Origin of the sequence: Sediminimonas qiaohouensis DSM 21189 (assembly GCF_000423645.1) — a bacterium.
GTDB classification, from domain to species: domain Bacteria; phylum Pseudomonadota; class Alphaproteobacteria; order Rhodobacterales; family Rhodobacteraceae; genus Sediminimonas; species Sediminimonas qiaohouensis.
Genome location: NZ_AUIJ01000003.1, coordinates 44,128 through 69,971, shown reverse-complemented (window position 1 = coordinate 69,971; position 25,844 = coordinate 44,128). Strand labels below are relative to the sequence as shown.

At 64.8% G+C, this 25,844-nt stretch carries 24 protein-coding genes and 1 tRNA gene; 15 read left to right on the top strand and 10 right to left on the bottom strand.

The window, feature by feature from the left end; all coding sequences use genetic code 11:
* Positions 1–10: 10 nt before the first annotated feature.
* Both G568_RS0104465 and G568_RS0104460 read right to left on the bottom strand, forming a co-directional pair.
* Positions 11–733, bottom strand: coding sequence for a hypothetical protein (locus G568_RS0104465; RefSeq protein WP_026756902.1), 723 nt, complete (start codon positions 731–733; stop codon positions 11–13).
* Between the two features lie 84 nt (positions 734–817).
* Positions 818–1,657, bottom strand: a complete 840-nt coding sequence (locus G568_RS0104460; RefSeq protein ID WP_026756901.1) for a hypothetical protein — start codon at positions 1,655–1,657, stop codon at positions 818–820.
* 371 nt (positions 1,658–2,028) lie between these two features.
* Between G568_RS0104460 and G568_RS20195 the strand changes: the two genes are divergently transcribed.
* The 3 genes from G568_RS20195 to G568_RS0104445 all read left to right on the top strand — a co-directional run bounded on the left by G568_RS20195 (position 2,029) and on the right by G568_RS0104445 (position 3,308).
* Positions 2,029–2,382, top strand: coding sequence for a hypothetical protein (locus tag G568_RS20195; protein WP_157084278.1), 354 nt, complete (start codon positions 2,029–2,031; stop codon positions 2,380–2,382).
* Between the two features lie 45 nt (positions 2,383–2,427).
* The gene (locus tag G568_RS18250; RefSeq protein WP_051202746.1) at positions 2,428–2,829 is read left to right on the top strand and encodes a hypothetical protein; all 402 of its coding nucleotides are present in this window, start codon (positions 2,428–2,430) and stop codon (positions 2,827–2,829) included.
* A gap of 110 nt (positions 2,830–2,939) precedes the next feature.
* Positions 2,940–3,308, top strand: coding sequence for a hypothetical protein (locus G568_RS0104445; RefSeq protein ID WP_026756899.1), 369 nt, complete (start codon positions 2,940–2,942; stop codon positions 3,306–3,308).
* A 121-nt stretch (positions 3,309–3,429) separates the two neighbouring features.
* On the opposite strand, the gene G568_RS0104440 is transcribed toward G568_RS0104445, so the two are convergent.
* Positions 3,430–3,516 (bottom strand) — tRNA-Leu (locus tag G568_RS0104440).
* A 146-nt stretch (positions 3,517–3,662) separates the two neighbouring features.
* On the opposite strand from G568_RS0104440, the gene G568_RS0104435 reads away from it, so the two are divergent.
* Complete coding sequence (locus G568_RS0104435; protein WP_026756898.1) at positions 3,663–4,655, top strand: complex I NDUFA9 subunit family protein; 993 nt, start codon at positions 3,663–3,665, stop codon at positions 4,653–4,655.
* Here G568_RS0104435 and G568_RS0104430 read toward each other — a convergent pair.
* Positions 4,646–5,455: an undecaprenyl-diphosphate phosphatase gene (locus tag G568_RS0104430; RefSeq protein WP_026756897.1), complete on the bottom strand. Its 810-nt coding sequence runs from the start codon at positions 5,453–5,455 to the stop codon at positions 4,646–4,648. The genes G568_RS0104435 and G568_RS0104430 overlap by 10 nt on opposite strands.
* Before the next feature lie 208 nt (positions 5,456–5,663).
* On the opposite strand from G568_RS0104430, the gene G568_RS0104425 reads away from it, so the two are divergent.
* The 7 genes from G568_RS0104425 (at position 5,664) to msrA (ending at position 15,732) form a co-directional block, all read left to right on the top strand.
* Positions 5,664–7,100: an NAD(P)-dependent oxidoreductase gene (locus tag G568_RS0104425; protein ID WP_026756896.1), complete on the top strand. Its 1,437-nt coding sequence runs from the start codon at positions 5,664–5,666 to the stop codon at positions 7,098–7,100.
* 97 nt (positions 7,101–7,197) lie between these two features.
* Positions 7,198–11,739 (top strand): glutamate synthase large subunit, encoded by a 4,542-nt coding sequence (gene gltB, locus G568_RS0104420; protein WP_026756895.1) that lies wholly within the window; start codon positions 7,198–7,200, stop codon positions 11,737–11,739.
* A 435-nt stretch (positions 11,740–12,174) separates the two neighbouring features.
* Positions 12,175–12,906 (top strand): monofunctional biosynthetic peptidoglycan transglycosylase, encoded by a 732-nt coding sequence (mtgA, locus tag G568_RS0104415; protein ID WP_026756894.1) that lies wholly within the window; start codon positions 12,175–12,177, stop codon positions 12,904–12,906.
* A 61-nt stretch (positions 12,907–12,967) separates the two neighbouring features.
* Complete coding sequence (gene fzlA, locus G568_RS0104410) at positions 12,968–13,633, top strand: FtsZ-binding protein FzlA (protein WP_026756893.1); 666 nt, start codon at positions 12,968–12,970, stop codon at positions 13,631–13,633.
* Positions 13,634–13,696: 63 nt separating this feature from the next.
* On the top strand, positions 13,697–14,731 hold the full coding sequence (gene queG / locus G568_RS0104405; protein ID WP_026756892.1) for a tRNA epoxyqueuosine(34) reductase QueG: 1,035 nt from the start codon (positions 13,697–13,699) through the stop codon (positions 14,729–14,731).
* A gap of 51 nt (positions 14,732–14,782) precedes the next feature.
* Positions 14,783–15,232, top strand: coding sequence for a peptide-methionine (R)-S-oxide reductase MsrB (gene msrB, locus G568_RS0104400; protein WP_026756891.1), 450 nt, complete (start codon positions 14,783–14,785; stop codon positions 15,230–15,232).
* A complete protein-coding gene (gene msrA, locus G568_RS0104395) occupies positions 15,229–15,732 on the top strand; it encodes a peptide-methionine (S)-S-oxide reductase MsrA (RefSeq protein ID WP_026756890.1) in 504 nt (167 codons plus the stop codon). The genes msrB and msrA overlap by 4 nt, the downstream gene beginning before the upstream one ends.
* A 62-nt stretch (positions 15,733–15,794) precedes the next feature.
* Here the strand turns inward: msrA and G568_RS0104390 are convergent, their stop codons facing one another.
* The 3 genes from G568_RS0104390 to G568_RS0104380 all read right to left on the bottom strand — a co-directional run bounded on the left by G568_RS0104390 (position 15,795) and on the right by G568_RS0104380 (position 18,933).
* Positions 15,795–16,373: an outer membrane protein gene (locus G568_RS0104390; RefSeq protein ID WP_026756889.1), complete on the bottom strand. Its 579-nt coding sequence runs from the start codon at positions 16,371–16,373 to the stop codon at positions 15,795–15,797.
* Positions 16,374–16,660: 287 nt separating this feature from the next.
* Entirely contained in the window at positions 16,661–17,248 is a 588-nt protein-coding gene (locus G568_RS0104385) for an outer membrane protein (RefSeq protein WP_037373696.1), read from the bottom strand.
* Between the two features lie 173 nt (positions 17,249–17,421).
* Entirely contained in the window at positions 17,422–18,933 is a 1,512-nt protein-coding gene (locus G568_RS0104380; protein ID WP_026756887.1) for a malonate--CoA ligase, read from the bottom strand.
* A 464-nt stretch (positions 18,934–19,397) separates the two neighbouring features.
* Between G568_RS0104380 and G568_RS0104375 the strand changes: the two genes are divergently transcribed.
* A complete protein-coding gene (locus G568_RS0104375) occupies positions 19,398–20,321 on the top strand; it encodes a DMT family transporter (RefSeq protein WP_026756886.1) in 924 nt (307 codons plus the stop codon).
* Between the two features lie 18 nt (positions 20,322–20,339).
* On the opposite strand, the gene G568_RS0104370 is transcribed toward G568_RS0104375, so the two are convergent.
* On the bottom strand, positions 20,340–21,089 hold the full coding sequence (locus tag G568_RS0104370) for a phosphodiester glycosidase family protein (RefSeq protein ID WP_051202744.1): 750 nt from the start codon (positions 21,087–21,089) through the stop codon (positions 20,340–20,342).
* A 1-nt stretch (position 21,090) separates the two neighbouring features.
* On the bottom strand, positions 21,091–21,486 hold the full coding sequence (gene rbfA, locus G568_RS0104365; protein WP_026756884.1) for a 30S ribosome-binding factor RbfA: 396 nt from the start codon (positions 21,484–21,486) through the stop codon (positions 21,091–21,093).
* Between the two features lie 86 nt (positions 21,487–21,572).
* Between rbfA and dapB the strand changes: the two genes are divergently transcribed.
* A complete protein-coding gene (gene dapB, locus G568_RS0104360) occupies positions 21,573–22,391 on the top strand; it encodes a 4-hydroxy-tetrahydrodipicolinate reductase (RefSeq protein ID WP_026756883.1) in 819 nt (272 codons plus the stop codon).
* A 37-nt stretch (positions 22,392–22,428) separates the two neighbouring features.
* Here dapB and G568_RS18245 read toward each other — a convergent pair whose 3' ends face one another.
* Positions 22,429–22,605: a DUF1674 domain-containing protein gene (locus G568_RS18245; RefSeq protein WP_037373676.1), complete on the bottom strand. Its 177-nt coding sequence runs from the start codon at positions 22,603–22,605 to the stop codon at positions 22,429–22,431.
* 68 nt (positions 22,606–22,673) lie between these two features.
* Between G568_RS18245 and G568_RS0104350 the strand changes: the two genes are divergently transcribed.
* Positions 22,674–23,939: an RsmB/NOP family class I SAM-dependent RNA methyltransferase gene (locus G568_RS0104350; protein ID WP_026756882.1), complete on the top strand. Its 1,266-nt coding sequence runs from the start codon at positions 22,674–22,676 to the stop codon at positions 23,937–23,939.
* A gap of 155 nt (positions 23,940–24,094) precedes the next feature.
* Positions 24,095–25,834, top strand: coding sequence for a heparinase II/III family protein (locus G568_RS0104345; protein WP_026756881.1), 1,740 nt, complete (start codon positions 24,095–24,097; stop codon positions 25,832–25,834).
* Positions 25,835–25,844 lie beyond the last annotated feature (10 nt).

Below are 25,844 nucleotides of genomic sequence, written 5' to 3'. Positions count from 1 at the left end.
GATCGAACCGTCATGAAAAACGGGTCCGATACGCACGCTCCCGGTAGGCGAGAACAGCCCGCTGTTCCTCAGGCCAGGATTCATATTCGAAGGAGTAGAGCGATGTGTATCCTTTCGCGATCTGGCCATCGCGCCAGGCAAGCGCGTCGGCGCGCTCCGTCTCGAGCTCTTCCCGGAAACCCTCGGGGGTGGACCGCTGCGCATGACGAACGAGGCGGGCATGGTTGCTCTCGCCGTGGCGCAGGTCACGCTCTTTTTCGACGACCCGCCGGATCGCGAGCAACGATACATCCCGGAAGTCGATGGACTGGTAGGGTGCATACTCCAAGACCCTGCGTAGAAGTGCCTCGATGTCCGCGTTGGACAGCCGGAATGCCTGATGCCGCCCCTCGGTCAGGAACTTCTTGGCAGCGTCCTCGGCGATCCATCGAAAGCATCCCGAACGAAGATCCTTCGCGCCTTGCTCGGGCGAGGCAAAGATCGTGACTGACGCGGCGAATTGCCTTGGGGAAGGCGCCTTGCGCTTCAGGTTCTCGCGCACATTGACCTGTTTCAGGTTGCCGTTGCCATGGAAGGCGAGAGAACACAGCACGGGCATCTGGAAGTCATGACGTGCCAGAAGCCGACGCGCTTCGGCGAGTGTCATGGCGTCGTATTCGCGTTGAAACGGCCGGACCGCGGCGATCAGCTTCTGCTTTAGATTGCCGGGGATCTGAGGGGCGGGGGCTATCATTGTGCTCTCCTGGTGTTGCGTTCAAGAGAAGATTTGGAGTCGATCATCGGGGCGCGGAAATGCCCCGTCGTCGTTTTTCTGCGCCTATTGGATGACGGTTTGGTGCCACTTATTTTCGAGGGCTTCGGCGTTCAGGGTGGTCTTGCACCCGCTTCCGGCTGTGATCTCGATCACGCATCGCGTGCCTGGTGGGAATTTGTACAATTTGCCGCGTTCCCAGAGGGTCTTGGCATGCGCAGCCTTCACCGCAACCTCGGAAACGAAGTCATCGATCATGTCTTGGCGCGGACCGATCAGATAGCCGTGTCCAAGGATCGCGCTGACGCGAAGGGCCGAGTTCGTCCATGACCGACTGGACCGACACCATGTCACTCGCCACGGGGCCTGCTTCGGCGGGTCCTGCGGGAGCACCGAGATGCGGGACGTAGTTGGCTCGAGACGAACGGGAATGCGAGGGAGGAGGAACCTTGGGCGGTTCTTGCCGCCGTGCAGGCAAGCAAGCGAGAGGAAAATGAGGTCGTGCAGGGTGCGGCATTGCCTAACCTGCTCGGTCCGCATGATCGCGAAGGCCTTTGTCGGCTTCCGGAACGCCGCTGAGAATTCGTTGCCGAGTTGGAACCGAAAGACCCGTCCCTGGACCGTCGCTGTTTTCAGGATGTTCTGATCGGCAAGTTCCTCGCATGCATCATGGATCCAGCGGTTGTCCTTGGCCTTCTCTGGTCCGACGGCCGCAGCCAGGCTGCTGGTGCGCACTCTGTGTTCCCTCGGGAAATGCGCGGGCACGAGTGCCATCTTGCCCCTGAGGGCAGTGTCGAGGGCGTAAAGCAGCCCATAGATAAGCCTGAGAGCGAGGAAGCTGCGTTCATGGTTGCAAAGGAAATTCACGACGTGCTCAGGAACGACATATGTATCATTGATCGGCATGGGAGCTCCGGGTTGAGGTTACCCGAAGCAATTGGTCCCCGACGGACCCCGTCCAAAATGCAGGTCGCCCCGTTCAGATGCTGGATCGCCCCGCGTCGCCGTGCATGTCGCCCCGGCCATCTGCTGGCTGAACCCGGACAACAAGACCTGAACCAATGAACGGCCGGCTTCGGATGGGTGAACGTGACGTTGCGAAACCCGTTTTTGCCGCCTAAGACTCAAGCCAAGCCAATGTTATGGTTCAATTTTTGAGTTTGTGAATTCTACTACACCCACAATTTTTAGTACGGGACGGGGTGGCTCAAAGCAAAATCGTTCTCCCGTGTCAACGGCCCTTCACTGTGAGAGTCGTTGACACGGGAGAACGATAGATGGACTACGAACCCCAGCTGATTTTCCGAAAGCCGGCCATCGCTGACGAACTCGCTCGGACTGCCGCGCGGTGCCGATACATCCACCGCAGCACGCCTGCTTACACGCTTGTCGCGATTGCCTTCCTTGTCGATGGGAAAACGATCGTCCTCGACCCACGACTTGCAGAGCGTGATGTCGAATTCGACGAGGATCCCCTCATCCAGACGGCCGTCTCCGCTCTGAAAATCCAGGGGTACCCGGGGCATCATCTGCCTGAAGAGCTCGAATTGTGCTCACCCGCGTGGTTCCGGATCCGCGCCGTCTTTGTGAGACGCGGATCCGGAACAACACCGGTGTCAACGCGAAGGTGACGCTGACCAGGCCAATCCCGGCCGGTCCTCACGAAAGAGGTTCTCATGTACCTTCGTCTAAATGACCTGCGACGCGGGGCCAGCCCGGTCCCGCGTCCCGACCCTCTGCGGCGCGTCTTCACGGACAAGCAGGACGCGCTGTCGAACGCCGCCGGGCTGCTTGCCGGTGATCGCGGCCTCCGGCTTGTCGAGACGATCGCCGAGGCGCTGCAACGCGGTGCCGGGCGTTCCCAATCGACGCGCACAGTCCTGCGCGATCTGCTCGGGGTCCTATCGCTCGAGCATGTCCACGACGACACACGGCCCGAGGCCGGGTTCTTCGCCGACATCGACCCTGAAGACCCCGTCGTGGAGGAGATCTGCCTCCTCACCGACGAACTCCGAGACGCCATCGAACGCGCGGATGCTGCTCCCGTGCCGGCGTCACGGTTCGGAGCCGTAGCGTAATCCCGCGTGACGCCTCCGCACCGCCGTGCCTCTCCCACGGCGGTGTCTGACCGCGCCAGCTTGAGCAATCGCGATGATGGCATCGCGAGCTGGACGCGAGAGGTTCCGACATGAACCAGATACTCTACCCGAGCTTCACCCAGTCGATCCAAGCGTCCATCGCAGGCCGCCTGCACGGCTACTTGGACGGGCATGGCCCGAGCCTTGATGCGCTGCTTCGGCAAGCACGCGCGGAGCCGAATGTCGCCGAAGTGGATGCGCTCCGCGGTCTCGCATCCCGAGTGCATACGGCAGGCGATGCGAAAGAACTGGTCATCCGGATACGCAGCTGCCTCGAGGAGCTTCTATGCGCGATCGGCGAGCCACTGGTCGAAATCAAGGGCGCGCACAGCGAGCCCGACTTCGACCAGGCCCTGAGGTGGCACGCTGCTCGGCTTACAGATCTCGAGCGCGACCTGAAGCTCGCTTTCCGGATCTGATGTGCCAAGCCCGACGTCCATCTAAAAACCGACCCGTGGGGCAATCTGTGGGGCAGAATCCGGCAATCAACCAACGTAAAGCCCTGAAAACCAAGCATGCTTGAATTTTAGGCTTGACGAATGGTGCCCAGGAGAGGACTCGAACCTCCACGTCCATACAGACACTAGCACCTGAAGCTAGCGCGTCTACCAATTCCGCCACCTGGGCAGGTGTCGTGAGCACGGCGTTTAGACGCGCCCGGGGGCGGTGTCAACGCAGATTTGCAGGAATTTTGCCGTGGCATCATATCTCCTTGTTCTGCATGGCAAGGAAGGCTAGGAAAGTCCCTGAATTCGAGAGCCGGAGGCATCCTAATGTCGAAACTTGTGACCATCTACGGCGGTTCGGGGTTTGTCGGGCGCTACATCGCGCGGCGACTGGCCAAGAACGGCTGGCGTGTGCGGGTTGCTGTGCGCCACCCGAATGAGGCGATGCACGTCAAACCCTACGGCGTTCCCGGGCAGGTCGAACCGGTGTTTTGCAACATCCGCGATGACGCCTCGGTGCGTCAGGTCATGCAAGAGGCGGATGCCGTCGTCAATTGCGTCGGTGTCCTGAACGAGGTGGGGCGCAACAAGTTCGACGCGGTACAGTACGAAGGCGCCGAACGGGTCGCCCGGATCGCAGCCGAGAGCGGCGTGGATCGCATGGTACAGATCTCGTCGATCGGGGCCGACAAGGACGCCGACAGCGAATATTCACGCACCAAGGCAATGGGCGAGGAAGCGGTCCAGAGCCACATGCCGAACGCCGTGATCCTGCGCCCGTCGGTCATGATTGGGCCCGAGGACAACTTCTTCAACCGGTTTGCGGGCATGACGCGGTTCGGTCCGATCCTTCCGGTCGTGGGGGCCGCGACCAAGTTCCAGCCGGTCTATGTCGACGACGTGGCGCATGCCGCCGTGCTTGGCGTTGAGGGGCAGGCCGCGCCGGGCATTTACGAGCTGGGCGGGCCCGAGGTTGAAACCTTCCGCGCGCTGATGCAGCGGATGCTGAAGATCGTGCATCGCCGGCGCCTGATCGTGAACATGCCGTTCTTCATCGCCCGGGTCATGGCGTTTGGCTTTGACATGGTGCAAAAGGCCACGCTGGGCCTGATTACCAACGGCGTTCTGACGCGCGATCAGTTGCACAACCTGCGCCGCGACAACGTGGTGAGCGAGGGTGCACAAGGGTTTGACGCGCTTGGCATAACGCCCAAATCCATGGCGACGATCCTGCCCGAGTACCTGTGGCGGTTCCGGCCGTCGGGGCAGTATGACGACATACGCGATTCCGCCCGCAACATGCGGACGGATCAGCTATAGGCCAACGCCAGCAGCAGTAGCCCCAAAGCGATGCGGTAGATCACGTAGGGCGTGAAGCTGACCTTTGAGAGGAAGCGCATCATCATTGCCAGGGCGCCATAGGCGGCGATGAACGATAGCGCCGCCGCAATGGCAATTCCGCCCAGCATGTCGGGCGATAGCCCCCCCTGCTCCACCGCCCTGAGGCCCAGAAGGCCGCCCGTGGCCAAGGTGATCGGGATCGACATCAGCATCGAAAGGCGCGCTGCCTCGTGCCGCTCGTATCCCAGCGCGCGCGCCGAGGTCATGGTGATGCCCGAGCGGGACACCCCGGGGATAAGCGCGACGGCCTGCCAAAGGCCCATGATCGCCGCATCGCGCCACGACCACCCCGGTGCGGTTTTGGCTTGCGGTGCGACTCGGTCGAACCACCAAAGGGCGATGCCAAACAGGATCATCGTCCAGCCGATGACGGTGACCGAGCGCAGCGCGCCGTCGTAGCCCGAGAGCGCAAGAAAGGCGCCGAACACCACCGCGGGCACCGTCGCCAGGATCAACAGACCGGCAAGGCGGGCCTGCGGCGTGTCGTTTCGCCGCCGCGCGATGTGCCACAGCCCGGCAAAGGCCGACAGGGATTCGGCGCGGAAATAAAGGATCACCGCGAAGATCGATCCGATATGAACCGCCACGTCCAACGCAAGGTCATCGGCCGTCACACCGGCGATCCGATGGATCAGAATCAGGTGCGCCGACGAGGAAATCGGCAAGAATTCGGTGATGCCCTGAACGATGGCAAGGAGAGCAAGCAGGTATAGCGTCATGATCAACCCTTTCGCGTCCCTCAATAACGCGTTGATCAAAAAAGGAAATGCATAATTTAGGTCCGGATCGGCCATTATTTGCCTAGTGCGGACGCCGAAATGAATGCCCAGTCGGCGAATTTTTTCTTAATAGGTCAGCATTGCATACTTTTATTGCTCCCATACATGATTTAAAAGGTGTCGATCCTGAGAGAACGGAGGCTGTGCTGTGGCCAAGCAACCCATGTTGAAATTCGTGAACGTCCAACGCGCCATGCCGGAGAAGCGTGTGCCCAATCTACGGCGCGAGGACTTCCACGAGATTTACGCCGAGTTCGCGGACGAGAAAGCCGCCGAGCAGGCCAGCCGGTGCAGCCAGTGCGGCGTGCCCTATTGCCAGACGCATTGCCCTCTGCACAACAACATCCCCGACTGGCTACGCCTGACAGCGCAGGGGCGGTTGCAGGAGGCATATGAGCTAAGCCAGGCGACCAACACCTTCCCCGAGATCTGCGGCCGTATCTGCCCGCAGGACCGCCTGTGCGAAGGCAACTGCGTGATCGAGCAATCGGGCCACGGCACGGTGACCATCGGCGCGGTCGAGAAATACATCACCGACACCGCGTGGGAACGCGGCTGGGTCCAACCCATCGCCCCGAAAACCGAGCGGGAACAATCGGTTGGTATCATCGGCGCGGGGCCCGGCGGACTGGCGGCGGCGGATGTGCTGCGCCGCGAGGGCGTGCAGGTGACGGTCTATGACCGCAGTGATCGGGCCGGCGGGCTGATGACCTACGGGATTCCGGGTTTCAAGCTGGAGAAGGACGTTGTCATGCGCCGCAATGCCCAGTTGGAGCAGGGCGGCGTTGAATTTGTCCTGAACTGCAACGTGGGCGAGGATATCAGCTTTGACGCGATCCGCGGCAAGCATGATGCGGTCCTCATCGCCACCGGCGTTTACAAGAGCCGCGATTTGGAAGCGCCCGGAAGCGGCGCGGACGGGATCGTGCGAGCCATTGATTTCCTTACCGCAAGTAACCGTCACGGGTTCGGCGACGAAGTGCCGGAATTCGAGGATGGAACGCTTAATGCGGCGGGCAAGCGCGTCGTGGTGATCGGCGGGGGCGATACGGCGATGGACTGCGTGCGCACGGCCATCCGGCAGGGCGCGGAGAGCGTGAAATGCCTCTATCGCCGCGACCGCGCCAACATGCCCGGCAGCCAGCGAGAGGTTGCCAATGCCGAGGAAGAAGGCGTTATTTTCGAATGGCTTAGCGCTCCCAACGGGTTCACCGGCAACCCGGTTGACGGCGTGATGGTCCAAAAGATGCGCCTGGGCGCGCCCGACGTGACCGGGCGGCAAAGCCCCGAGGTGATCGAAGGGGCGGATTATGTTGAGCCCGCCGACATTGTGATCAAGGCATTGGGATTCGAGGCCGAAGACCTGCCAACGCTTTGGGATCAGGACGAATTGGACGTGACCCGCTGGGGCACGGTGAAGGCGCAGTTCGAGACCGGCGCAACCAGCATGGAGGGCGTTTTCGCCGTGGGCGACATCGTGCGCGGCGCATCGCTGGTGGTGTGGGCGATCCGAGACGGGCGCGACAGCGCGGCGGCGATCCTTGAGTACCTCGATGCGCCGCAACGGGCCATCGCTGCGGAGTAGCTGTATCACGTCGGTATTTTGTCGGTGCGCCGAGACACCGGAACGAGACAGAAGGACAATAGTCCTGACCCACCGAGTAAAGGAAGGGTAAAGAACGATGACGAAACTGGATCACAACTGGGCCGTAGCCGAGGAAGCCAAGCGCAAGTGGATGGCCGAGAACGGGATGTACTCCGAAACGGACGAGCATTCCTCCTGCGGGGTTGGCCTTGTCGTGTCGATCGACGGCAAGCCGGCGCGGAGCGTCGTTGAGGCGGGGATCGATGCGCTGAAGGCGATCTGGCACCGCGGCGCGGTGGATGCCGACGGCAAGACCGGCGACGGCGCGGGCATTCACGTGCAGATCCCTGCACCGTTCTTTTACGACCAGATCCGCCGCACCGGGCACGAGCCCGACACCAGCCGCCTGATGGCGGTGGGCCAAGTGTTCTTGCCGCGCTCGAACTTTGGCGCGCAGGAGACGTGCCGCACCATCGTGGAAACCGAGGTGCTGCGCATGGGGTATTACATCTATGGCTGGCGGCACGTGCCGGTGAATATCGGCTGCCTGGGCGAGAAGGCCAACGCCACCCGCCCCGAGATTGAACAGATCCTGATTTCCAACACCAAGGACGTGGACGAAGAGACGTTCGAGCGCGAACTGTACGTGATCCGCCGCCGGATCGAGAAGGCCGCCGCCGCCGCCCATGTGACCGAGCTATACATTGCGTCGCTGTCGTGCCGCAGCATCATCTACAAGGGCATGATGCTGGCCGAGCAGGTGGCCGAGTTCTATCCCGATTTGCAGGATGAGCGGTTTGAGAGCGCGTTCGCGATCTATCACCAGCGGTATAGCACCAACACCTTCCCGCAATGGTGGCTGGCGCAGCCGTTCCGAATGCTGGCCCATAACGGCGAGATCAACACCCTGAAGGGCAACCTCAACTGGATGAAGAGCCACGAGATCCGGATGGCCAGCGCCGCCTTTGGCGACATGGCCGAAGAGATCAAGCCGATCGTCGCGCAGGGGTCATCCGATAGTGCGGCACTGGATGCGGTGTTCGAGGTGCTGGTGCGCGCGGGCCGCAATGCGCCGATGGCCAAGACAATGCTGGTGCCCGAATCGTGGTCCAAACAGCGGGTGGAACTGCCGCCCGCGTGGCGCGACATGTACGCCTATTGCAACGCCGTGATGGAGCCGTGGGACGGCCCCGCCGCATTGGCCATGACCGATGGCCGGTGGGTTTGTGCCGGGCTGGACCGTAACGGTTTGCGCCCCATGCGCTATGTCGTGACGGGCGATGGCCTGCTGATCGCGGGGTCCGAGGCGGGCATGGTGGTGGTGGACGAATCCACCGTGCGCGAAAAGGGCGCCTTGGGCCCAGGGCAGATGATCGCCGTGGACATGGCCGAGGGGAAGGTGTTTCACGACACCGAGATCAAGGACGCGCTGGCCGCGAGCCAGCCCTTTGGCGACTGGGTCGGCCGGATCAAGGACCTGGACGAAGCGCTGCTTGGGCTATCGGAAAAGCCGATCTTTGCGGGCGGCGAGCTGCGCAAGCGGCAGATCGCGGCGGGTTACAGCCTTGAGGAGCTGGAGCAGATCCTTGCGCCGATGGCCGAGGACGGCAAGGAGACGCTGGCCAGCATGGGCGATGATACGCCCAGCGCGGTTCTGTCGAAGAAGTATCGCCCGCTGAGCCATTATTTCCGCCAGAGCTTTAGCCAGGTGACGAACCCGGCGATCGATTCGATCCGCGAGTTCCGGGTGATGAGCCTCAAGACGCGGTTCGGCAACCTCAAGAACGTGCTGGACGAGTCGAGCGCGCAGACCGAGATCCTGGTGCTGGAAAGCCCGTTCGTCGGCAATGCGCAGTGGGATGAGTTGATCAGCCATTTCAACGCCGCAGTGCACGAGATCGATTGCACCTTCCCGGCGGGCGGTGGGGCGGACGCCCTGCGCAAGGAATTGGAGCGCATCCGCGCCGAGGCGGAGGATGCCGTGCGCTCGGGCACGGGGCACCTGGTTCTGACCGATCAGCACCAGTCCGAAGACCGGGTGGCGATGCCGATGATCCTGGCCACCAGCGCGGTGCACAGCCACCTGACGCGCAAGGGCCTGAGGACGTTCTGTTCGCTCAACGTGCGGTCGGCGGAATGCATCGATCCGCATTATTTTGCCGTGCTGATCGGCTGCGGCGCGACGGTGGTCAACGCCTACCTCGCCGAGGATAGCCTTGCCGACCGGATCGAGCGCGGGCTGCTTGAGGGCACCCTGACGGAAGCGGTGCGCCGCTATCGCGAGGCGATCGATCAGGGGCTTTTGAAGATCATGGCGAAGATGGGGATCAGCGTCATCTCGTCCTATCGCGGCGGCCTCAACTTCGAGGCGGTGGGCCTGAGCCGGGCGATGTGCGCCGAGTATTTCCCCGGCATGCTCAGCCGGATCAGCGGCATCGGCGTCAGCGGCATACAGCGCAAGGCCGAGGAAGTGCACGATCTGGGCTGGCGCGGGGGGCGCGACGTGCTGCCGATCGGCGGGTTCTACAAGGCCCGCACCAAGGGCGAGACGCATGCATGGGGCGCGCAATCGATGCACCTGCTGCAGGCGGCGTGCAACGGCGCCTCCTACCAGATGTGGAAGCAGTACACCGCGCGAATGCAGGCCAACCCGCCGATTCACCTGCGCGATCTGCTGGCGTTCAAGCCGCTGGGCAAGCCGATCGCGTTGGAAGAGGTGGAAAGCATCACCGCAATCCGCAAACGGTTCGTGACGCCGGGGATGAGCCTTGGCGCGCTGAGCCCCGAGGCGCACAAGGCGCTGAACGTGGCGATGAACCGGATCGGCGCGAAATCCGATTCCGGCGAAGGCGGCGAGGATCCGGCGCATTTCGTACCCGAGCCAAACGGCGACAACCCCAGCGCCAAGATCAAGCAGGTCGCATCGGGGCGGTTCGGCGTGACGGCGGAGTACCTCAACCAGTGTGAGGAGCTTGAGATCAAGGTGGCGCAGGGTGCCAAGCCCGGCGAGGGCGGGCAGCTACCGGGTATGAAGGTGACCGACCTGATCGCGCGGCTGCGCCATTCCACCAAGGGCGTGACCCTGATCAGCCCGCCGCCGCACCACGATATCTATAGCATCGAGGACTTGGCGCAGCTGATCTATGACCTCAAGCAGATCAACCCGCGCGCCAAGGTGACGGTCAAGCTGGTAGCCTCCTCGGGCGTGGGGACCATCGCGGCGGGCGTGGCCAAGGCCAAGGCCGACGTGATCTTGATCTCGGGGCATAACGGCGGCACCGGGGCCAGCCCGGCAACCAGCATCAAGTATGCCGGCCTGCCGTGGGAAATGGGCCTGACCGAGGCGCACCAGGTGCTGGCGATGAACAAGCTGCGCGAGCGTGTCACGTTGCGCACCGATGGCGGTTTGCGCACCGGGCGCGACATCGTGATGGCGGCGATGATGGGGGCCGAGGAATACGGCATCGGCACCGCCGCCCTGATTTCGATGGGGTGCATCATGGTGCGGCAGTGCCAGAGCAACACCTGCCCCGTGGGCGTGTGCACGCAGGACGAAGACCTGCGCGCCAAGTTCACCGGCAGCGCCGACAAGGTGGTCAACCTGATCACCTTCTACGCGCAGGAGGTGCGCGAGATCCTCGCCAGCATCGGCGCGCGCAGCCTTGACGAGGTGATCGGACGGGCGGACCTGCTATCACAGGTCAGCCGCGGGAGCGCGCATCTGGACGACTTGGACCTGAACCCGATGTTGATCACTGTCGATGGCGCGGCCGATATCACCTATGACCGGCTGAAGCCGCGCAACGCGGTGTCGGACACACTGGATGCCGAGATCGTGCGCGACGCCGAGCGGTTCCTGCAGGACGGCGAGAAGATGCAGCTTTCCTACGCGGTGCAGAACACCGACCGCACCGTGGGCACGCGGATCAGCAGCCATATCGTCAAGCGGTTCGGCATGCGCAACACGTTGCAGCCCGATCACCTGACGGTGAAGCTGTCGGGCAGCGCGGGGCAAAGCCTTGGCGCGTTCGCGGCGCCGGGGCTAAAACTGGAGGTATCAGGGGACGCCAACGACTATGTCGGCAAGGGCCTGTCGGGGGGCACCGTGGTGGTGCGCCCGCCGATGGCCAGCCCGCTGGTGGCGTCGGACAACACCATCATCGGCAACACGGTGCTTTATGGCGCCACTGGCGGGTACCTGTTTGCCGCGGGCCGCGCCGGTGAGCGGTTCGCGGTGCGCAACTCGGGCGCGCATGTGGTGATCGAGGGCTGCGGATCGAACGGGTGCGAATACATGACCGGCGGCGTTGCCGTGATCCTGGGCAGCATCGGGTCGAACTTTGGCGCCGGGATGACCGGCGGCATGGCGTATCTCTATGACCCCGAGGGGATGGCGAGCCGGCTGATGAACATGGAAACGCTGGTAAGCGGCCCGGTCACGGTGGCGCATTGGCACGACGAGCTGAAGTCCCTGATCGAGCGGCACGCCGCCGAGACGGGCAGCCGTAAAGCCGCCGACATCCTGCAGCATTGGGACATCGAGCAGGGCAATTTCCTGCAGATCTGTCCCAAGGAGATGCTGGACAAGCTGCCCGCGCCGCTGAGCCACGACGAGCAGGAGGCGGTGCCGGCGCAATAGCGCGCAAATGAGCCAATTGGGTGCGTAGCCATGCCAATGGCTACCGCCCGACACAAGGCGCGCAATGATGGTCTTACCTGGCACGCACATGGCATGAATGGCCTGTTGATGCCTTTGACGCATTGCACCAAAGCGCGGAATCGAGGCGCGCTTGCGCGCCGCCGCGCAGCGCCCGACCGCCCCCTCGGGCGGGCGCTTTGGCGGGCGTATCAAATGATTGATAACGCAGAGGCGTTTGGCCGGGATAAAGCGCGATCCACAAGCGTTGCTGCGCCCACCCGGCGGTCAAGCACTGCGCGGCTTCTCAATTGATCGCCCTATGTCCGCTCAAGGCCATTTCAAGCCCCCGGAACCGGAAGGGGCGCGGGACCCTTTCGTCAGGTGGCGAACACTAGTGGTTTTCTCGGGCCGCCACCGCGCCTATAGCTGTAGCACATGGCACGTCGAAAACGCACATCCGCCAAACGCGAGTCGGCCCTCGCAAGCCGCCTTCGGGCGTGGCGCCAAAAGACAATGCGCACGGCGTTGCGGCTGGTGCTGTTGGTGGCGGGCGCTGTTGTGCTGTGGGTGCTGGCCTATTCGGTGATCAACCCGCCCAGCACGCCCTACATGCTAAGCGAGAAGGCGCGGCTGGACGGGGTGAGGCACCAATGGGCCGCGTGGGAGGATATCGCGCCGCAGATGCCGCGTGCCGCCGTGGCGGCGGAGGACGCGAATTTCTGCCTGCACTGGGGCTTTGACATGGGGGCGATCCGCGCGGCGCTGGCCGATGGGCGGCGGCGGGGGGCCTCGACCATAAGCCAGCAGGTCACGAAGAACGCCTTTTTGTGGCACGGGCGAAGCTGGCTGCGCAAGGCGCTGGAGGCGCTGATCACGCCGGTGGTTGAGCTGACATGGTCCAAGCGGCGCATATTGGAGGTGTACCTCAACATCGCGGAGTTCGACGAGGGCGTCTTTGGCGTGGAAGCGGCCGCGCAGCACTATTTCGGGGTGCCCGCCAGCAAACTGAGCGGAACGCAGGCCGCGCGCCTTGCCGCCGTCCTGCCGGCGCCGCAAGACCGCAGCGCAGCACGGCCGTCTGGTGCGCTGCAAAAGCGGGCGGCCGCGATCATGGACGGGGCGGCCACCATCCGCCGCGATGGCCGCGCAGCGTGTTTCGAGGATTGAAAACCGCCCGTCAAAGGGGCATTGAGGGTACACTCCAAAAGAGCGAAGGCACGACCCGACCATGGCCAAACTGTATCATGTTCCCTTGTCCCCGTTTTGCCGCAAGGTGCGTCTGAGCCTCGCCGAGAAGCGGATCGAATGCGAGTTGGTCGAGGAACGCTATTGGGACAAGGATGCCGATTTCCTGCGCCGCAACCCGGCGGGCAAGGTGCCGGTGCTGCAAATCGGCGGGCGCACCATGTCCGAGAGCGCGGCGATTTGCGAATACCTAGAGGAGGTCCACCCCGAGCCGCCGCTGATGCCGCGCGGCGCCGATGCGCGTTACGAGGTGCGGCGGCTGGTGGCGTGGTTCGACGACAAGTTCCACCACGAGGTGACATCGAAGCTGCTGTATGAGCGGGTCAACAAGAAGATCACCGGGCAGGGGTTTCCCGACAGCCGCAACGTCAAGGACGGCGCGCGGGCGATCAAGTATCACCTCGATTACATGACGCAGCTTCTGGATCGGCGCCGGTGGCTGGCCGGGGACGTGATGACATTGGCCGATTTCGCCGCCGCCGCGCATATCAGCGCGCTGGACTATATCAGCGATGTGGATTGGCACCGATCAGATTCGGTCAAGGACTGGTATGCCAAGATCAAGTCGCGCCCGGCGTTTCGCGGTATCCTGGCCGACCAGGTGCCGGGGTTTCCGCCGCCGGTGCATTATGCCGACCTGGATTTCTAAGAAAGGGGGCTTTGCCCCCCGGCCTGCGGCCTCCCCCCAGGATATTTCGGGCCAGAAGATGCAATGGATGCTTTGAAGGACAAGCTGATTGCCCGCGCCCTTGAGGAGGGGTTCGATGCCTGCCGCCTGTGCCGGCCCGGTGATGTGCCGCAGGTGCCCGGGCGGCTACAGGCGTTTCTGGGCAAGGGGTATCACGGGCAGATGCAATGGCTGTCCGATCGGGCCGAGTGGCGGGGGCAGCCGCAGGTGTTGTGGCCCGAGGCGCGGACGGTGATCATGCTGGCCCAAAGCTATGGCCCGGAGCATGATCCGCTGGAGGTGCTTGAGCGGCAGGACCGGGCGGCGATCTCGGTCTATGCGCAGAACCGCGATTATCACGATCCGCTGAAGAAGGCGCTGAAGCGGTTGGCGCGGTGGCTGATCGCGGAGGCGGGCGGCGAGGTAAAGGTGTTTGTCGATACCGCGCCGGTGCCGGAAAAGCCATTGGGGCAAGCCGCCGGCATCGGGTGGCAAGGCAAGCATACGAACCTTGTGTCGCGGGACCTGGGGAGTTGGTTTTTCCTGGGGTCGGTGTTTACCACGCTGGATCTGGAGACCGATGCGCCGGAGGCCGATCATTGCGGCAATTGCCGGGCGTGTCTGGACGTGTGCCCGACCAATGCGTTTCCCGCGCCCTATCAGTTGGATGCGCGGCGCTGCATTTCCTACCTGACGATCGAGCATCACGGCCCGGTTGACGAGGAATTGCGGCCGGTGCTGGGCAACCGGATTTACGGCTGCGACGATTGCCTTGCGGTGTGCCCGTGGAACAAGTTCGCCGTGCGCGCGCGCGAGGTGAAGTATCACGCGCGCGATGACCTGATGGCGCCGCCACTGGCCGAGCTGGCGGCGCTGGACGATGCAGCGTTTCGTGCCCATTTCAGCGGCAGCCCGATCAAGCGGATCGGGCGCAACCGGTTCGTTCGCAATGTTCTGTATGCGATAGGCAATTCCGGCGATCCGGCGCTTTGCGAGGTGGCGCAGGGCCTGTGCGAGGACGCCGACGAGACCGTGCGCGACGCGGCAAGATGGGCGGTCATGCGCCTGCGGACGGGTTGAATTTTGCACATGCGGCCCATGTTAGACCCAAGGATGCAAGGGAAGATCACGATGCCGAAATACGAGCGAAACCCCGATGTGGTGGCGTCCCTGACGCCAGAACAGCATTGGGTCACGCAGGAAAACGGGACGGAGCGGCCGGGCTCTGGCAGGTTGCTGAACAACCACGAGCCGGGGATTTATGTTGATATCGTGTCGGGCGAGCCGTTGTTCGCGTCGAGCGCCAAGTACGAGTCCGGCTGCGGCTGGCCCAGCTTCACCAAGCCGATCGAGCCCGCCCATGTGCGCGAGTTGAGCGATAACAGCCTTGGCATGACGCGCACCGAGGTGCGTAGCGCGCATGGCGACAGCCACCTTGGCCACGTCTTTCCCGATGGCCCGCGCGAGGCCGGCGGCCTGCGTTATTGCATCAACTCGGCCAGCCTGCGGTTCGTGCATCGCGATGACATGGAGGCCGAGGGATACGGCGACTACCTGGATCAAGTGGAGGATGTGACATGAGCGAAGAACGCGCGGTTCTGGCGGGGGGCTGTTTTTGGGGAATGCAGGACCTGATCCGCAAGATGGACGGGGTGATTTCCACCCGCGTCGGGTATAGCGGCGGGGATGTGCCCAACGCCACCTACCGCAACCACGGCACCCATGCCGAGGCGATCGAGATCATCTTTGACCCTGAGCGCCTAAGTTATCGCAGGTTGCTGGAGTTCTTTTTCCAGATCCACGATCCGACCACGGTGAACCGGCAGGGCAATGATATCGGAATGAGCTATCGCTCGGCCATCTACTACGTGAACGAGGCGCAAAGGCAGGTCGCGCAGGACACCATCGCGGATGTCGAGGCAAGCGGTCTTTGGCCCGGCAAGGTGGTGACCGAGGTGGAACCCGTCGGTGATTTCTGGGAGGCCGAGCCGGAGCATCAGGACTACCTGAAACGGTTGCCCAATGGATATACCTGCCACTTCCCGAGGCCCGATTGGGTGCTGCCGGAGCGGGTGAAGTAGGCGAGAAGGGGCGCCCGAGTGGGGCGCCCCGAAACCTGTGTCATGTGACCGCGTAGAGCGGATCAGAAGCGGAAAGCCACGCGCACTTGCAGAGTGGTTGCCGACATATCGATGCCGCCACCGTTGAAGTTGCTGAAGTCGTGATAGAGCAACTCACCGCCCACAGTGGTATTCTGGGCGACGAAGGTTTCATAGCCCACACCGGCGAACCAGCCGTTATCGGTGGCGGAGGTGCCGCCTGCACTTGTCTTCATCCGGGCCGCACCGGCGGTCGCATAGATCAGGCCGTTTCCGGTCGCTTGACCGATACGCCCCTTGAGGCGCCCGATGTGATCGACATCCGTTCCGCCCACGGTAACCCCGGTGGCGTCAATATCGAGGCCAAGACCGTAGACGGTGCTGCCGCTTTGCCAGTCGTAGCCCGCAATAAAGCCACCGATGACGCCGTCATCGTTGGCGCCGGGCGACTCGTCCACACTGGCATAACCCAGCTCGACACCTGCGTAGCCGCCTTGCCACTGGGGCGCGGGGGCCGGTGCGGGCACGACGGGCTCCATCGGGGCGGGATCGACCGAGCCTGCGAAGGCCGGCGCAGAAAGCGCGGCTGCGAGAACGGCGGCTGTTGTTGTGATTTTGAGCATGATTTCCCCCTACCTTTCGGGACTTGAGACACAAAAAACGCGCGAAGGCACCGCCCTCGTTAGTTACAACAATACTCGCATTGGGGGTTCCAGGCAATCTGCGGCGAAAACTTCGCGTGGGGGCGCGTTTTTTTCGCATCAGTCTTGCAGCTATCCTGCCGCGTCGCGCGTGTCCCTATGCGCGTACATGTCGGGAAATCATCTGGCTATAACTGCGCGGGGGGTGGCCCGCCAAGCCGGGAGCGGGCGCCCGAAGGCGCCCGTTCGTGTCGCTGCTTGCGCGGGGTTCAGAAGCGGAACGAGCCGCGCACCTGAACGGTGTTGGCGTCGATATCCGTGCCGCCGCCGCCGAAGTTGTCGAACTGGTGGTGCAGCAATTCGCCGCTGACCGAGAAGGTGTCGGTCACCATGTGCTCGTACCCCGCGCCGAAGAAGTAGCCGTCGTCGTCGCCGCTGGAGGCGGTGTAGGCGCGCGCGCCACCCGCGGTTGCGTAGGCCAGTCCGCCATTGCCCAGGTCATAGCCGCCGCGCACCTTCAGCCGGGCAACGTTATCGAGCGTGATGCCGCCAGCGGTGATGTCGGCGAAATCATAGTCCAGCCCGGCACCAACGACCCACTGGCCAAAGTCGAAGTCGTAACCGGCGTGCACACCGCCGATGGCGCCGCCGTCGTCGGCCGTTCCGGTGTCGAGCGAGCCATAGCCCAACTGGCCACCGACATAACCGCCGGTCCAGTCAAAGCCCACTGGCGCGGCGGGGGCGGGTTGCGGGACAACCGGGTCGGGCTGCGCCGGGGCGTTGGAGCCCGCATAGGCCGGCAGGGCGAGCGCGGCAGTTGCTGCGGCGGCGAGGATGAATGGTGTCTTGATCGTCATGGTCCTGTCCTTTTCGCATTTGTGCTCGATACGCCCGCATATCGCGGCCGTCTGAACCGGACCTACGGATTTCATTTGCCCGTTCAAGCCTGCCGCCGTTCAGCAAATCGTGATCGCCTTGGCGGGAACCTGCGCATGCTTCGGCGGCGGTTTGCAAGCCGCCCGGACGGGGGTCAGGAGAACAGGTTTTGATAGGTTTCGCGCAATGCCTTCTTTTGCACCTTACCCATTGTATTCCTTGGTAATTCCGGAACAAAAATACAGGTCTTCGGCTGTTTGAACCGGGCCAGCCGTGAGCCGATTTCCGCCATCACCTCCGCCTCGGTCATTGCGCGATTTTCCGCCACGATGACGGCGATGACCGCCTCGCCGAAGTCGGGGTGTGGCACGCCGATCACAGCGGACTCGGCGATGCCCTCGATGTCGTCGATCATCGATTCGATTTCCTTGGGATAGACGTTGAAGCCGCCGGTGATCACCATGTCCTTGGCGCGGCCGACTATGGTGATGTAGCCATCCGCGTCCTCGGTGGCCTGATCGCCGGTGATGAACCACCCGTCGGGGCGCAGTTCCTCGGCGGTCTTCTCTGGCATTTGCCAATAGCCTTGGAACACGTTGGGGCCGCGGACCTCGATCACGCCGATCTCGCCGCGGTCCACGGGCGTGCCGTCGGCGTCCACGATGCGCAGCTCGACCCCCGGCAATGGGAAGCCGACAGTGCCCGCACGGCGCTCGCCCTCGTAGGGGTTGGAGGTGTTCATGTTGGTCTCGGTCATGCCGTAGCGTTCCAGAACGGTGTGCCCGGTGCGCGCCTGCCATTTCTCATGCGTGTCGCGCAGCATCGGGGCCGAGCCGGAGATGAACAGCCGCATGTTCGCCGCCCGGTCGCGCGTCAGGCGGGGGTTGTCCAACATCCGGGTGTAGAAGGTCGGCACACCCATCAGGGCGGTGGCGGAGGGCATGGCATCCAGAACGGCATCGGCGTCAAAGCGGGGCAAGAACACCACCGACGCCCCAGACAAAAGCGCCACGTTGGTGGCCACGAAGAGGCCGTGCGTGTGAAAGATCGGCAAGGCATGGATCAGCACGTCATCGGGCGTAAAGCGCCAGTAGTCCACCAGGGTTTCCGAGTTCGACGCAAGGTTTGCGTGGCTGAGCATCGCGCCCTTGGACCGCCCCGTCGTGCCCGAGGTGTAAAGGATCGCCGCCAGGTCATCGGCCCCGCGCGGGGTGGCGGCAAAGGGCGTGCCGGGCGCCGGGCGGGCCTGCGCCAGCGTGCCCTGCCCGTCCGCATCGAGCGTGAACAGGTGTGCCGCGCCAGCCAGCGGCGCGATATCATCGGCGCGCGAGGGATCGCAAACCACGACCGAGGGCGTTGCATCGGTCAGGAAATAGGCGACCTCATCGGCGGTGTAGCCGGTATTGAGCGGCAAGAACACGCCCCCCGCCACGACCGTCCCGAGGTACAGCTCCAACGCTTGCAGGCTTTTCTCGACCTGCACGGCGACGCGATCCCCGGGCGACAGCCCCGCCGCCACCAGCGCCGCCGCCATCCGCTGCGCCCCGCCGAACAGCGCGCCATAGCTGACATCGGGCTGCCCGTCCGCGCGCCGCGCAAATGGCGCGTCCGGCGCGGTGCTGGCGTGGCGGGCAAGGCATGAAATCAGGTGATTGTCGTCGAACATGGGGCCTCTCGGGGTGAAACGGGATCGCGGCGAGTGTTCGCGCGCGGACGCGGCAAGATCAAGGGGCATGATGGCCTTGCGTGGACATTGGGCGATCGGGTGAGGGGGTCGCGCATCGGCGGGCCGTGGTGCGGCGATCCTGCGTTGGTGCGGGGCACTTTATCCCCGCCAAATCCGAAAAACCCCAATGCATTGCGCATACGTCAACCAAATCGCCGTGCCGTCATGCCAGAGGCGTGCCTATGATGGGCGGCGCCCCTTTGGGGCGACGGGCGGCCCGGCGATGCGCGGCGCCTTTCGGGCACAATTTTGCGCAGAACACGGTAGCCCAATGTCCACGAAAGGCCATCGTCGGCCCGCCGCGCCGGGAACGTCGTGTCCAGCGGCGAACACGGGCACTGATTGACCTTTCCCATCCGCCGGATCAGCATGGCCGCACCGCGCGCAGGAAAGGACCCCCGCACATGCACCCGATCAAGGGAATCGCGCTCAAGCTGGCCTCGGTGATGATGTTCATCACCATGGCCTCGCTGATCAAGGCCACGTCGGACCACGTGCCGCCGGGGCAGGCGGTTTTCTTTCGCTCGTTCTGCGCAATGCCGGTGATCATTGCGTGGCTTATGCTGCGGGGGGATTTGCGCACCGGGCTGAAGGTGGCATCGCCCATGGGGCATTTCTGGCGCGGGTTCGTGGGCACCGCGGCGATGGGGATGATGTTTGCCGGGCTGGGCCTGCTGCCGCTGCCCGAGGTGACCGCCATCGGGTATGCCGCGCCGCTGCTGACGGTGGTTTTTGCTGCGATGTTCCTGAGCGAGCGGGTGCGCCTGTTTCGCATGGCCGCGGTGGCCTTGGGCCTTGCCGGGGTTCTGGTGGTGCTGGCGCCGCGCCTGACGCTGCTGGAGGGGGAGACAATGCAAACCGCCGAGGCGGTCGGCGCGATGCTTGTTCTGACCGGGGCGATTTGCGCGGCGCTGGCGCAGATCTACATTCGCAAACTGGTGCAGACCGAACAGACATCGGCGGTGGTGTTCTATTTCTCGCTGACCTCGACGATCCTTGCGATGCTGAGCTTGCCGTTTGGCTGGGTCGTGCCCGCCGCGCCGGAGGCCGGGTTGCTGATCCTTGCGGGGGTATTGGGGGGGCTGGGGCAGATATTCCTGACCTCTGCCTATCGCTTTGCCGGGGCGTCGGTGGTGGCGCCGTTTGACTATGCCTCGATGCTGTTCGCGATCGCCATCGGGTATTTCGTGTTTGGCGAGGTGCCGACCGCGCAGATGCTAAGCGGTGCGTCGCTGGTGATCGCGGCGGGCGTCTTGATCATCTGGCGCGAGCATGCGCTTGGCCTGAGACGCGCGCGGGCGCGGTCGGGAATGACGCCGCAGGGGTAAGCCGTACCAAGGGGTGCCTTATTCGACCGGCGCGACCACGCCCACCATCGGCCCCAGCGGCAGGCCCACATCCGCCCGACCCAGCGCGGGCGCGAACAGGCGCGAGATATTGCCATCAAGGTACAGCGCCTGCTGCACGCCCAATGCATCGCGGAACATTTCCGCGAACTCGAAAAACGTGACCGGGCTATGGGAGATGGCAAACCACGCCATGCGCCCATCGGGGCCGGTGCCCACGCCGTTGCGCACGCGGCGCGAGGTGCTGTCGGGCAGGAACCGCGGGTGCACCGCCCCATCGATCAGCAACATCGGCCCCGATTGCGTGGCATAGGTGCAGGCCGGCGCCACCGCCATGTAGTGCCCGGTTTCCATCACATCGGCGCGGCCCTTGCGCAGGCACAGGACACCGTTGGGCAGCATCCCGAAGTTGCCCGGCCCGGCGCCTTTGATCACGCGCATGATCTGCTGTCCGCCTTCGATGTAGTGGCCTACGGGGCTGCGATCCGGGTGATACATGCCCGCGTTCATCGCGAAAACCAGGCGCTGGCCCTTCTTGTGCAGGGCCGCATCCAGACGCCGGAAACTGCCCCACGGCTTGCCCGCGTCATCATAGAGAAAAAGCCGCAGCACATCCTGCGCGGGGACGGCACGGCACACGGTATAGCCCTGCCCCGCGTGGGATATGTCGTGGCATTCGGCCGCGTTGGCGGCACCGGCATAGGACATCAATACCCCCAGCAGCACAGTGGCTATGCGGGGGGCGCGCATGTCACTCCTCGATATCCCGGCGGACATCCTCGCGCGAGAACAGCTCGCGCGCCTCGTCCAGCCGATCGAAGGTTTCATCCAGTTGGAACCGGATCTCGGGCGCGAACTTCAGGGTCAGCTTGCGGCCGATCATACGCCGCAACTCGCCCTGGTTACGCGCCAGCAGCTTGACCACCTCGTCCTGCCCCTTGCCGCCGAGCGGCAGCACATAGGCCGTGGCCACGCGCAGGTCGGGCGACATGCGCACCTCGCCCACGGTGACGGACAGGCGGTTCAGGTCGGTATCGTGGATATCGCCGCGCATCAGGATATCCGACAGCGCACGGCGCACCAGCTCGCCAACGCGAAGCTGTCTTTGGCTGGGTCCGGGGCCGTCGTGGAATTTGTTCTTTGCCATGGGTGCGCATCTAAGGGTTCAGGCGGGCTTTGCCAAGCGTGGCGTGCTTCGCTATCAGGACATGGAACACGAAAAGGAGCGAGGCAATGACAGATCTGCCGGGAATCGTCGTCACGGGCGTATCGGGCCGCATGGGCCGGATGCTGGTGGACACTATCGTGCAAAGCCCGCGCGCCCGCCTGATAGGCGCGGTCGAGCGGTCCGGGCACGATTGGATCGGGCAGGATGTCGGCACCGCAATGGGCGGCGCGGCGCTTGGCGTGACGGTCACCGATGACGCGCACGGGGCGCTGGCGAATGCGCAGGCGGTGATCGATTTCACCGCGCCCGCCGCCACGGTGGAGTTCGCGGCGCAGGCCGCGCAGGCGCGTGCGGTGCATGTCATCGGCACGACCGGCCTGTCGGACGACGACCTTGGCCACCTGAGCGCCGCCGCGCGCCACGCGCCCATTATCCGCGCGGGCAACATGAGCCTTGGCGTCAACCTGTTGGTTCAACTGACAAAACGCGTGGCGGCCGCGCTGGATGATGATTTCGATATCGAAGTGATCGAGGCGCATCATAACCGCAAGGTAGATGCCCCCTCGGGCACCGCGCTGATGCTGGGCGAGGCGGCGGCAGAGGGGCGCGGCGTGCGTCTTGCCGATGTGCGCGACGCGGGCCGCGACGGGATGACCGGCGCGCGGCGGCGCGGCGATATCGGGTTCACCGCGATCCGTGGCGGCGACATCGTGGGGGAACACGACGTCCTCTTTGCCGGCACGGGCGAGCGGATCACCCTGCGCCACGTTGCCACGGACCGCGCGGTATTCGCGCGCGGCGCGCTCAAGGCGGCGCTATGGGGGCAGGACAAGGGGCCCGGCGAATACGACATGCTGGACGTTCTGGGCCTCAAGGACGGCTAAGCCTTTTCCGGCGCGTCGCCTTGGCCAAGCCGCGAGATCAGAAATCTATCGCGATGCCCTTCTTTTCCCAATCGCCGTAGCGCACGGGTTCGGGGCCGTCGCCGCCGCCCAGCTCCTTTGGTAGCTGCGCGGCATCGGATGCCTTGCGGCGCGCTTCGGCTTCGGCAAGGGCGCGCTGCGCGGCAGGGGGAAGGGATTTTTCGGCGTCGCTCATGGCATGGCTTCCTTACTGCTGTGCCTCTTGATATACGCCTGCCCCGAGCCAGAGCAAGGACCGCAGCCATGACATCCCCCGCCCCGACCCCGCGCGGCAGCGCCGTTTTCCTGCTGGATCAGGTTCTGGGCGAGAGGCGCCTGATGCCCGAGGCCCTGTCGGGCGGCGCCCTGCACCGGCTTGACCCCGCCGACCGCGCCCGCGCGCAGCGCCTTGCGCTGGATACGCTGCGCGGGCTGGAGCGGGCCGATCGCCTGCTGGCGCGGCACCTGCGCAAGGCGCCGCCACTGCATGTGCGCAACGTGCTGCGCCTTTCCACGGTCGAGATATGCCAGGGCGGGGATGCGCATGGCGTGGTCAATGACGCGGTGTCGATCGTCGCCGCAGACAAACGCCGCGCGCCGATGAAGGGGATGGTCAACGCCGTGCTGCGCAAGATCGCCGCCGAAGGGCCCGGGGCATGGGGCAAGCTGCGCGTGCCGCGCCTGCCCAAATGGCTGCGCGCGCCGCTCAGCGATGCCTACGGCGCGCCCATCGTCGCCGCGATGGAGGCCGCGCATTTCGCCGGTGCGCCGCTGGACATCACCGCGCGGGACGATCACGCCGCCGTGGCGCAGATGCTGGGCGGCACGCTACTGCCCACCGGCACGGTCAGGCTACCGCAGGGCGGGCAGGTCTCGGGCCTGCCGGGGTTCGAAGACGGGCAATGGTGGGTGCAGGACGCCGCCGCCGCCATGCCCGCGCGCATCCTGGCCGCGCAGCGCGGCGAGGCGGTGCTGGACATGTGCGCCGCGCCGGGCGGTAAGACCATGCAACTGGCCGCCGCCGGCGCGGATGTGACCGCGCTGGACATATCGCCCGCGCGCATGGACCGAGTGCGCGAGAACCTGGCCCGCACCGGGCTGACGGCCACCACGGTGGTTGACGATGCGCTGGCGCACGAGGGACGCTATGACGCGATCTTGCTGGATGCGCCCTGCTCGGCCACGGGCACGATTCGCCGCCACCCGGACCTGCCACACGCGCAGGACGGATCGAACTACGGCGCGTTGATGGAGCTACAGGCGCGCATGATCGACCACGCCCTTGGCCTGCTGGCCCCCGGCGGGCGGCTGATCTACTGCACCTGTTCGCTGCTGCCCGACGAGGGCGAATGCCAGGTCGAAGAGGCGCTTGCCCGCCATCCCGGCCTAGCCACCGACGCCGCCGCCCTCAACCTTCCGGGGATCGCGCCCGAATGGATCACCCCCGAAGGCGGCTTGCGCCTGCGCCCCGACTATTGGCCGGACTTGGGCGGTATGGACGGGTTCTATATCGCCGCGCTCATTCGCTAAGCCCTGCTTCATCTTGCCCAAAATACTCTCGGGGGGTATCGCGCCTTGGCGCGATGGGGGGCGGACAGCCCCCCGCGCACAACACGGGTGACAGGCGCGCCGTCGGTGGGTATGATCGCACCAAGACGCCGCAAGTGCGTGAGAGGCCCGTGCAGATGCCCACACCCAACAGCGTTTCGGCGCGGCTCACGCGCTGGATGAACCGCGTGCACGCGCGGGCGAGTAGCATTGCGCGCCCGGCCACCGGCTTCGTCAGCCAGCCAGAGCCGCGCACCATCGGATCATATGCGCGGGGGCGGCAGTTGCTGGCGGGCAACTACCTGTTCGCCGGGCATTTGATCGAGGCGCCGGGCCGGTCCCCGTGGGGGATCATGCCGCCGGACGCCGATTTTGCCGACGCGCTGCACGGGTTTCGCTGGCTCGATGACCTGGCCGCGGTGGGCGACGCGACCGCGCGGGCGCGGGCGCAGGCGTGGCTGTGGGAATGGATCACGCTTTATGGTCGCGGCCTCGGCCCCGGGTGGACGCCCGAGCTGACCGGCAGGCGCATGATCCGGTGGATTCACCACGCGCTGTTCCTGCTGCGGGGGCAGGACGCCGAACAGGCGCAGGCGTTTTACCGCGCGCTGGCCCATCAGGCGATTTTCCTTGGCCGCCGTTGGCAGGCGGCGGCGCCCGGCCTGCCCCGGTTCGAGGCGATGACGGGGCTACTCTATGCTGGCCTGTCGTTGCAGGGCATGTCCCGGTTCACCGAGCGCGCCGCCCGCGCCCTGGCCCGCGAAAGCCGCACGCAGGTGGACGACCAGGGCGGCATCCCCACCCGCAACCCCGAAGAGCTGCTGGAGGTGTTCACCCTCCTGACATGGGCGTCAGCGGCCCTGTCCGAAGATGGCCAGAGCGCCAGGCCCGATCACCTTGAGGCGATCGAACGGATCGCCCCCGCCCTGCGCACGTTGCGCCACGCCGATGGCGGGTTGGCGCGGTTTCATGGTGGCGGGCGCGGCGCCGAGGGGTTGCTGGACATGGCCCTGACCGCGTCGGGCACGGGCGGGCGCCGCGCGCCTGAGGGGTTGTCGATGGGCTATGCCCGCCTGAGCGCCGGGCGCACCAGCGTCATCATCGACGCAAGCGCGCCACCCACCGGCACGGCATCAAAGGGCGCGCATGCCTCGACCCTGGCGTTCGAACTGACATCGGGGCGGCGGCCGCTGATCGTCAATTGCGGGTCGGGCGCCAGTTTCGGGGCCGAATGGCGCCGCGCCGGCCGCGCCACGGCCAGCCATTCGACATTGGCATTGGCGGGGTATTCCAGTGCCCGGCTGGGCGAGGGGCGCACGCGCGGCGAATGGCTGACCGATGTGCCGAACGCCGTGCCGGTGGAAATGAGCCATGCCCCCGATGGCATCCGGTTCCAGGGCGGGCACGACGGGTACTTGCGCACCCATGGCCTGACCCACGCGCGCACGATCGAGCTGACGTTCGAGGGGCGCGGTATGATCGGCGAGGACCTTTTGCTGGCGATCGAGGAGCCGGACAAACGCCGCTTTGACAAGGCACTGGACGAAAGCCGCCTGGAAGGGGTGCCGTTCCAGATCCGGTTTCACCTGCACCCGGATGTGGAGCCCTCGCTCGATATGGGGGGGGCGGCGGTGTCAATGGCGCTCAAGAGCGGGGAAATATGGGTGTTTCGCCATGATGGCGCGCTGGAAATGACGTTGGAGCCCAGTGTTTACCTTGAAAACGGGCGATTGAGGCCACGTGCGACCAAACAAGTCGTTTTATCCGGCCGCGCAATGGATTATGCGACACGCACCCGGTGGTCGCTGGCCAAGGCGCAGGACACGCCCATCAGCATTCGCGATCTGAACCGGGAAGAGTTGGACCTGACCACCTGAACCTATCCGG

Coding starts and splice junctions, on each gene's coding strand:
- G568_RS0104465 (WP_026756902.1), bottom strand. CDS start 733: ATGATAGCCCCCGCCCCTCAGATCCCCGGCAATCTAAAGCAGAAGCTG.
- G568_RS0104460 (WP_026756901.1), bottom strand. CDS start 1,657: ATGCCGATCAATGATACATATGTCGTTCCTGAGCACGTCGTGAATTTC.
- G568_RS20195 (WP_157084278.1), top strand. CDS start 2,029: ATGGACTACGAACCCCAGCTGATTTTCCGAAAGCCGGCCATCGCTGAC.
- G568_RS18250 (WP_051202746.1), top strand. CDS start 2,428: ATGTACCTTCGTCTAAATGACCTGCGACGCGGGGCCAGCCCGGTCCCG.
- G568_RS0104445 (WP_026756899.1), top strand. CDS start 2,940: ATGAACCAGATACTCTACCCGAGCTTCACCCAGTCGATCCAAGCGTCC.
- G568_RS0104435 (WP_026756898.1), top strand. CDS start 3,663: ATGTCGAAACTTGTGACCATCTACGGCGGTTCGGGGTTTGTCGGGCGC.
- G568_RS0104430 (WP_026756897.1), bottom strand. CDS start 5,455: ATGACGCTATACCTGCTTGCTCTCCTTGCCATCGTTCAGGGCATCACC.
- gltB (WP_026756895.1), top strand. CDS start 7,198: ATGACGAAACTGGATCACAACTGGGCCGTAGCCGAGGAAGCCAAGCGC.
- mtgA (WP_026756894.1), top strand. CDS start 12,175: ATGGCACGTCGAAAACGCACATCCGCCAAACGCGAGTCGGCCCTCGCA.
- fzlA (WP_026756893.1), top strand. CDS start 12,968: ATGGCCAAACTGTATCATGTTCCCTTGTCCCCGTTTTGCCGCAAGGTG.
- queG (WP_026756892.1), top strand. CDS start 13,697: ATGGATGCTTTGAAGGACAAGCTGATTGCCCGCGCCCTTGAGGAGGGG.
- msrB (WP_026756891.1), top strand. CDS start 14,783: ATGCCGAAATACGAGCGAAACCCCGATGTGGTGGCGTCCCTGACGCCA.
- msrA (WP_026756890.1), top strand. CDS start 15,229: ATGAGCGAAGAACGCGCGGTTCTGGCGGGGGGCTGTTTTTGGGGAATG.
- G568_RS0104390 (WP_026756889.1), bottom strand. CDS start 16,373: ATGCTCAAAATCACAACAACAGCCGCCGTTCTCGCAGCCGCGCTTTCT.
- G568_RS0104385 (WP_037373696.1), bottom strand. CDS start 17,248: ATGACGATCAAGACACCATTCATCCTCGCCGCCGCAGCAACTGCCGCG.
- G568_RS0104380 (WP_026756887.1), bottom strand. CDS start 18,933: ATGTTCGACGACAATCACCTGATTTCATGCCTTGCCCGCCACGCCAGC.
- G568_RS0104375 (WP_026756886.1), top strand. CDS start 19,398: ATGCACCCGATCAAGGGAATCGCGCTCAAGCTGGCCTCGGTGATGATG.
- G568_RS0104370 (WP_051202744.1), bottom strand. CDS start 21,089: ATGCGCGCCCCCCGCATAGCCACTGTGCTGCTGGGGGTATTGATGTCC.
- rbfA (WP_026756884.1), bottom strand. CDS start 21,486: ATGGCAAAGAACAAATTCCACGACGGCCCCGGACCCAGCCAAAGACAG.
- dapB (WP_026756883.1), top strand. CDS start 21,573: ATGACAGATCTGCCGGGAATCGTCGTCACGGGCGTATCGGGCCGCATG.
- G568_RS18245 (WP_037373676.1), bottom strand. CDS start 22,605: ATGAGCGACGCCGAAAAATCCCTTCCCCCTGCCGCGCAGCGCGCCCTT.
- G568_RS0104350 (WP_026756882.1), top strand. CDS start 22,674: ATGACATCCCCCGCCCCGACCCCGCGCGGCAGCGCCGTTTTCCTGCTG.
- G568_RS0104345 (WP_026756881.1), top strand. CDS start 24,095: ATGCCCACACCCAACAGCGTTTCGGCGCGGCTCACGCGCTGGATGAAC.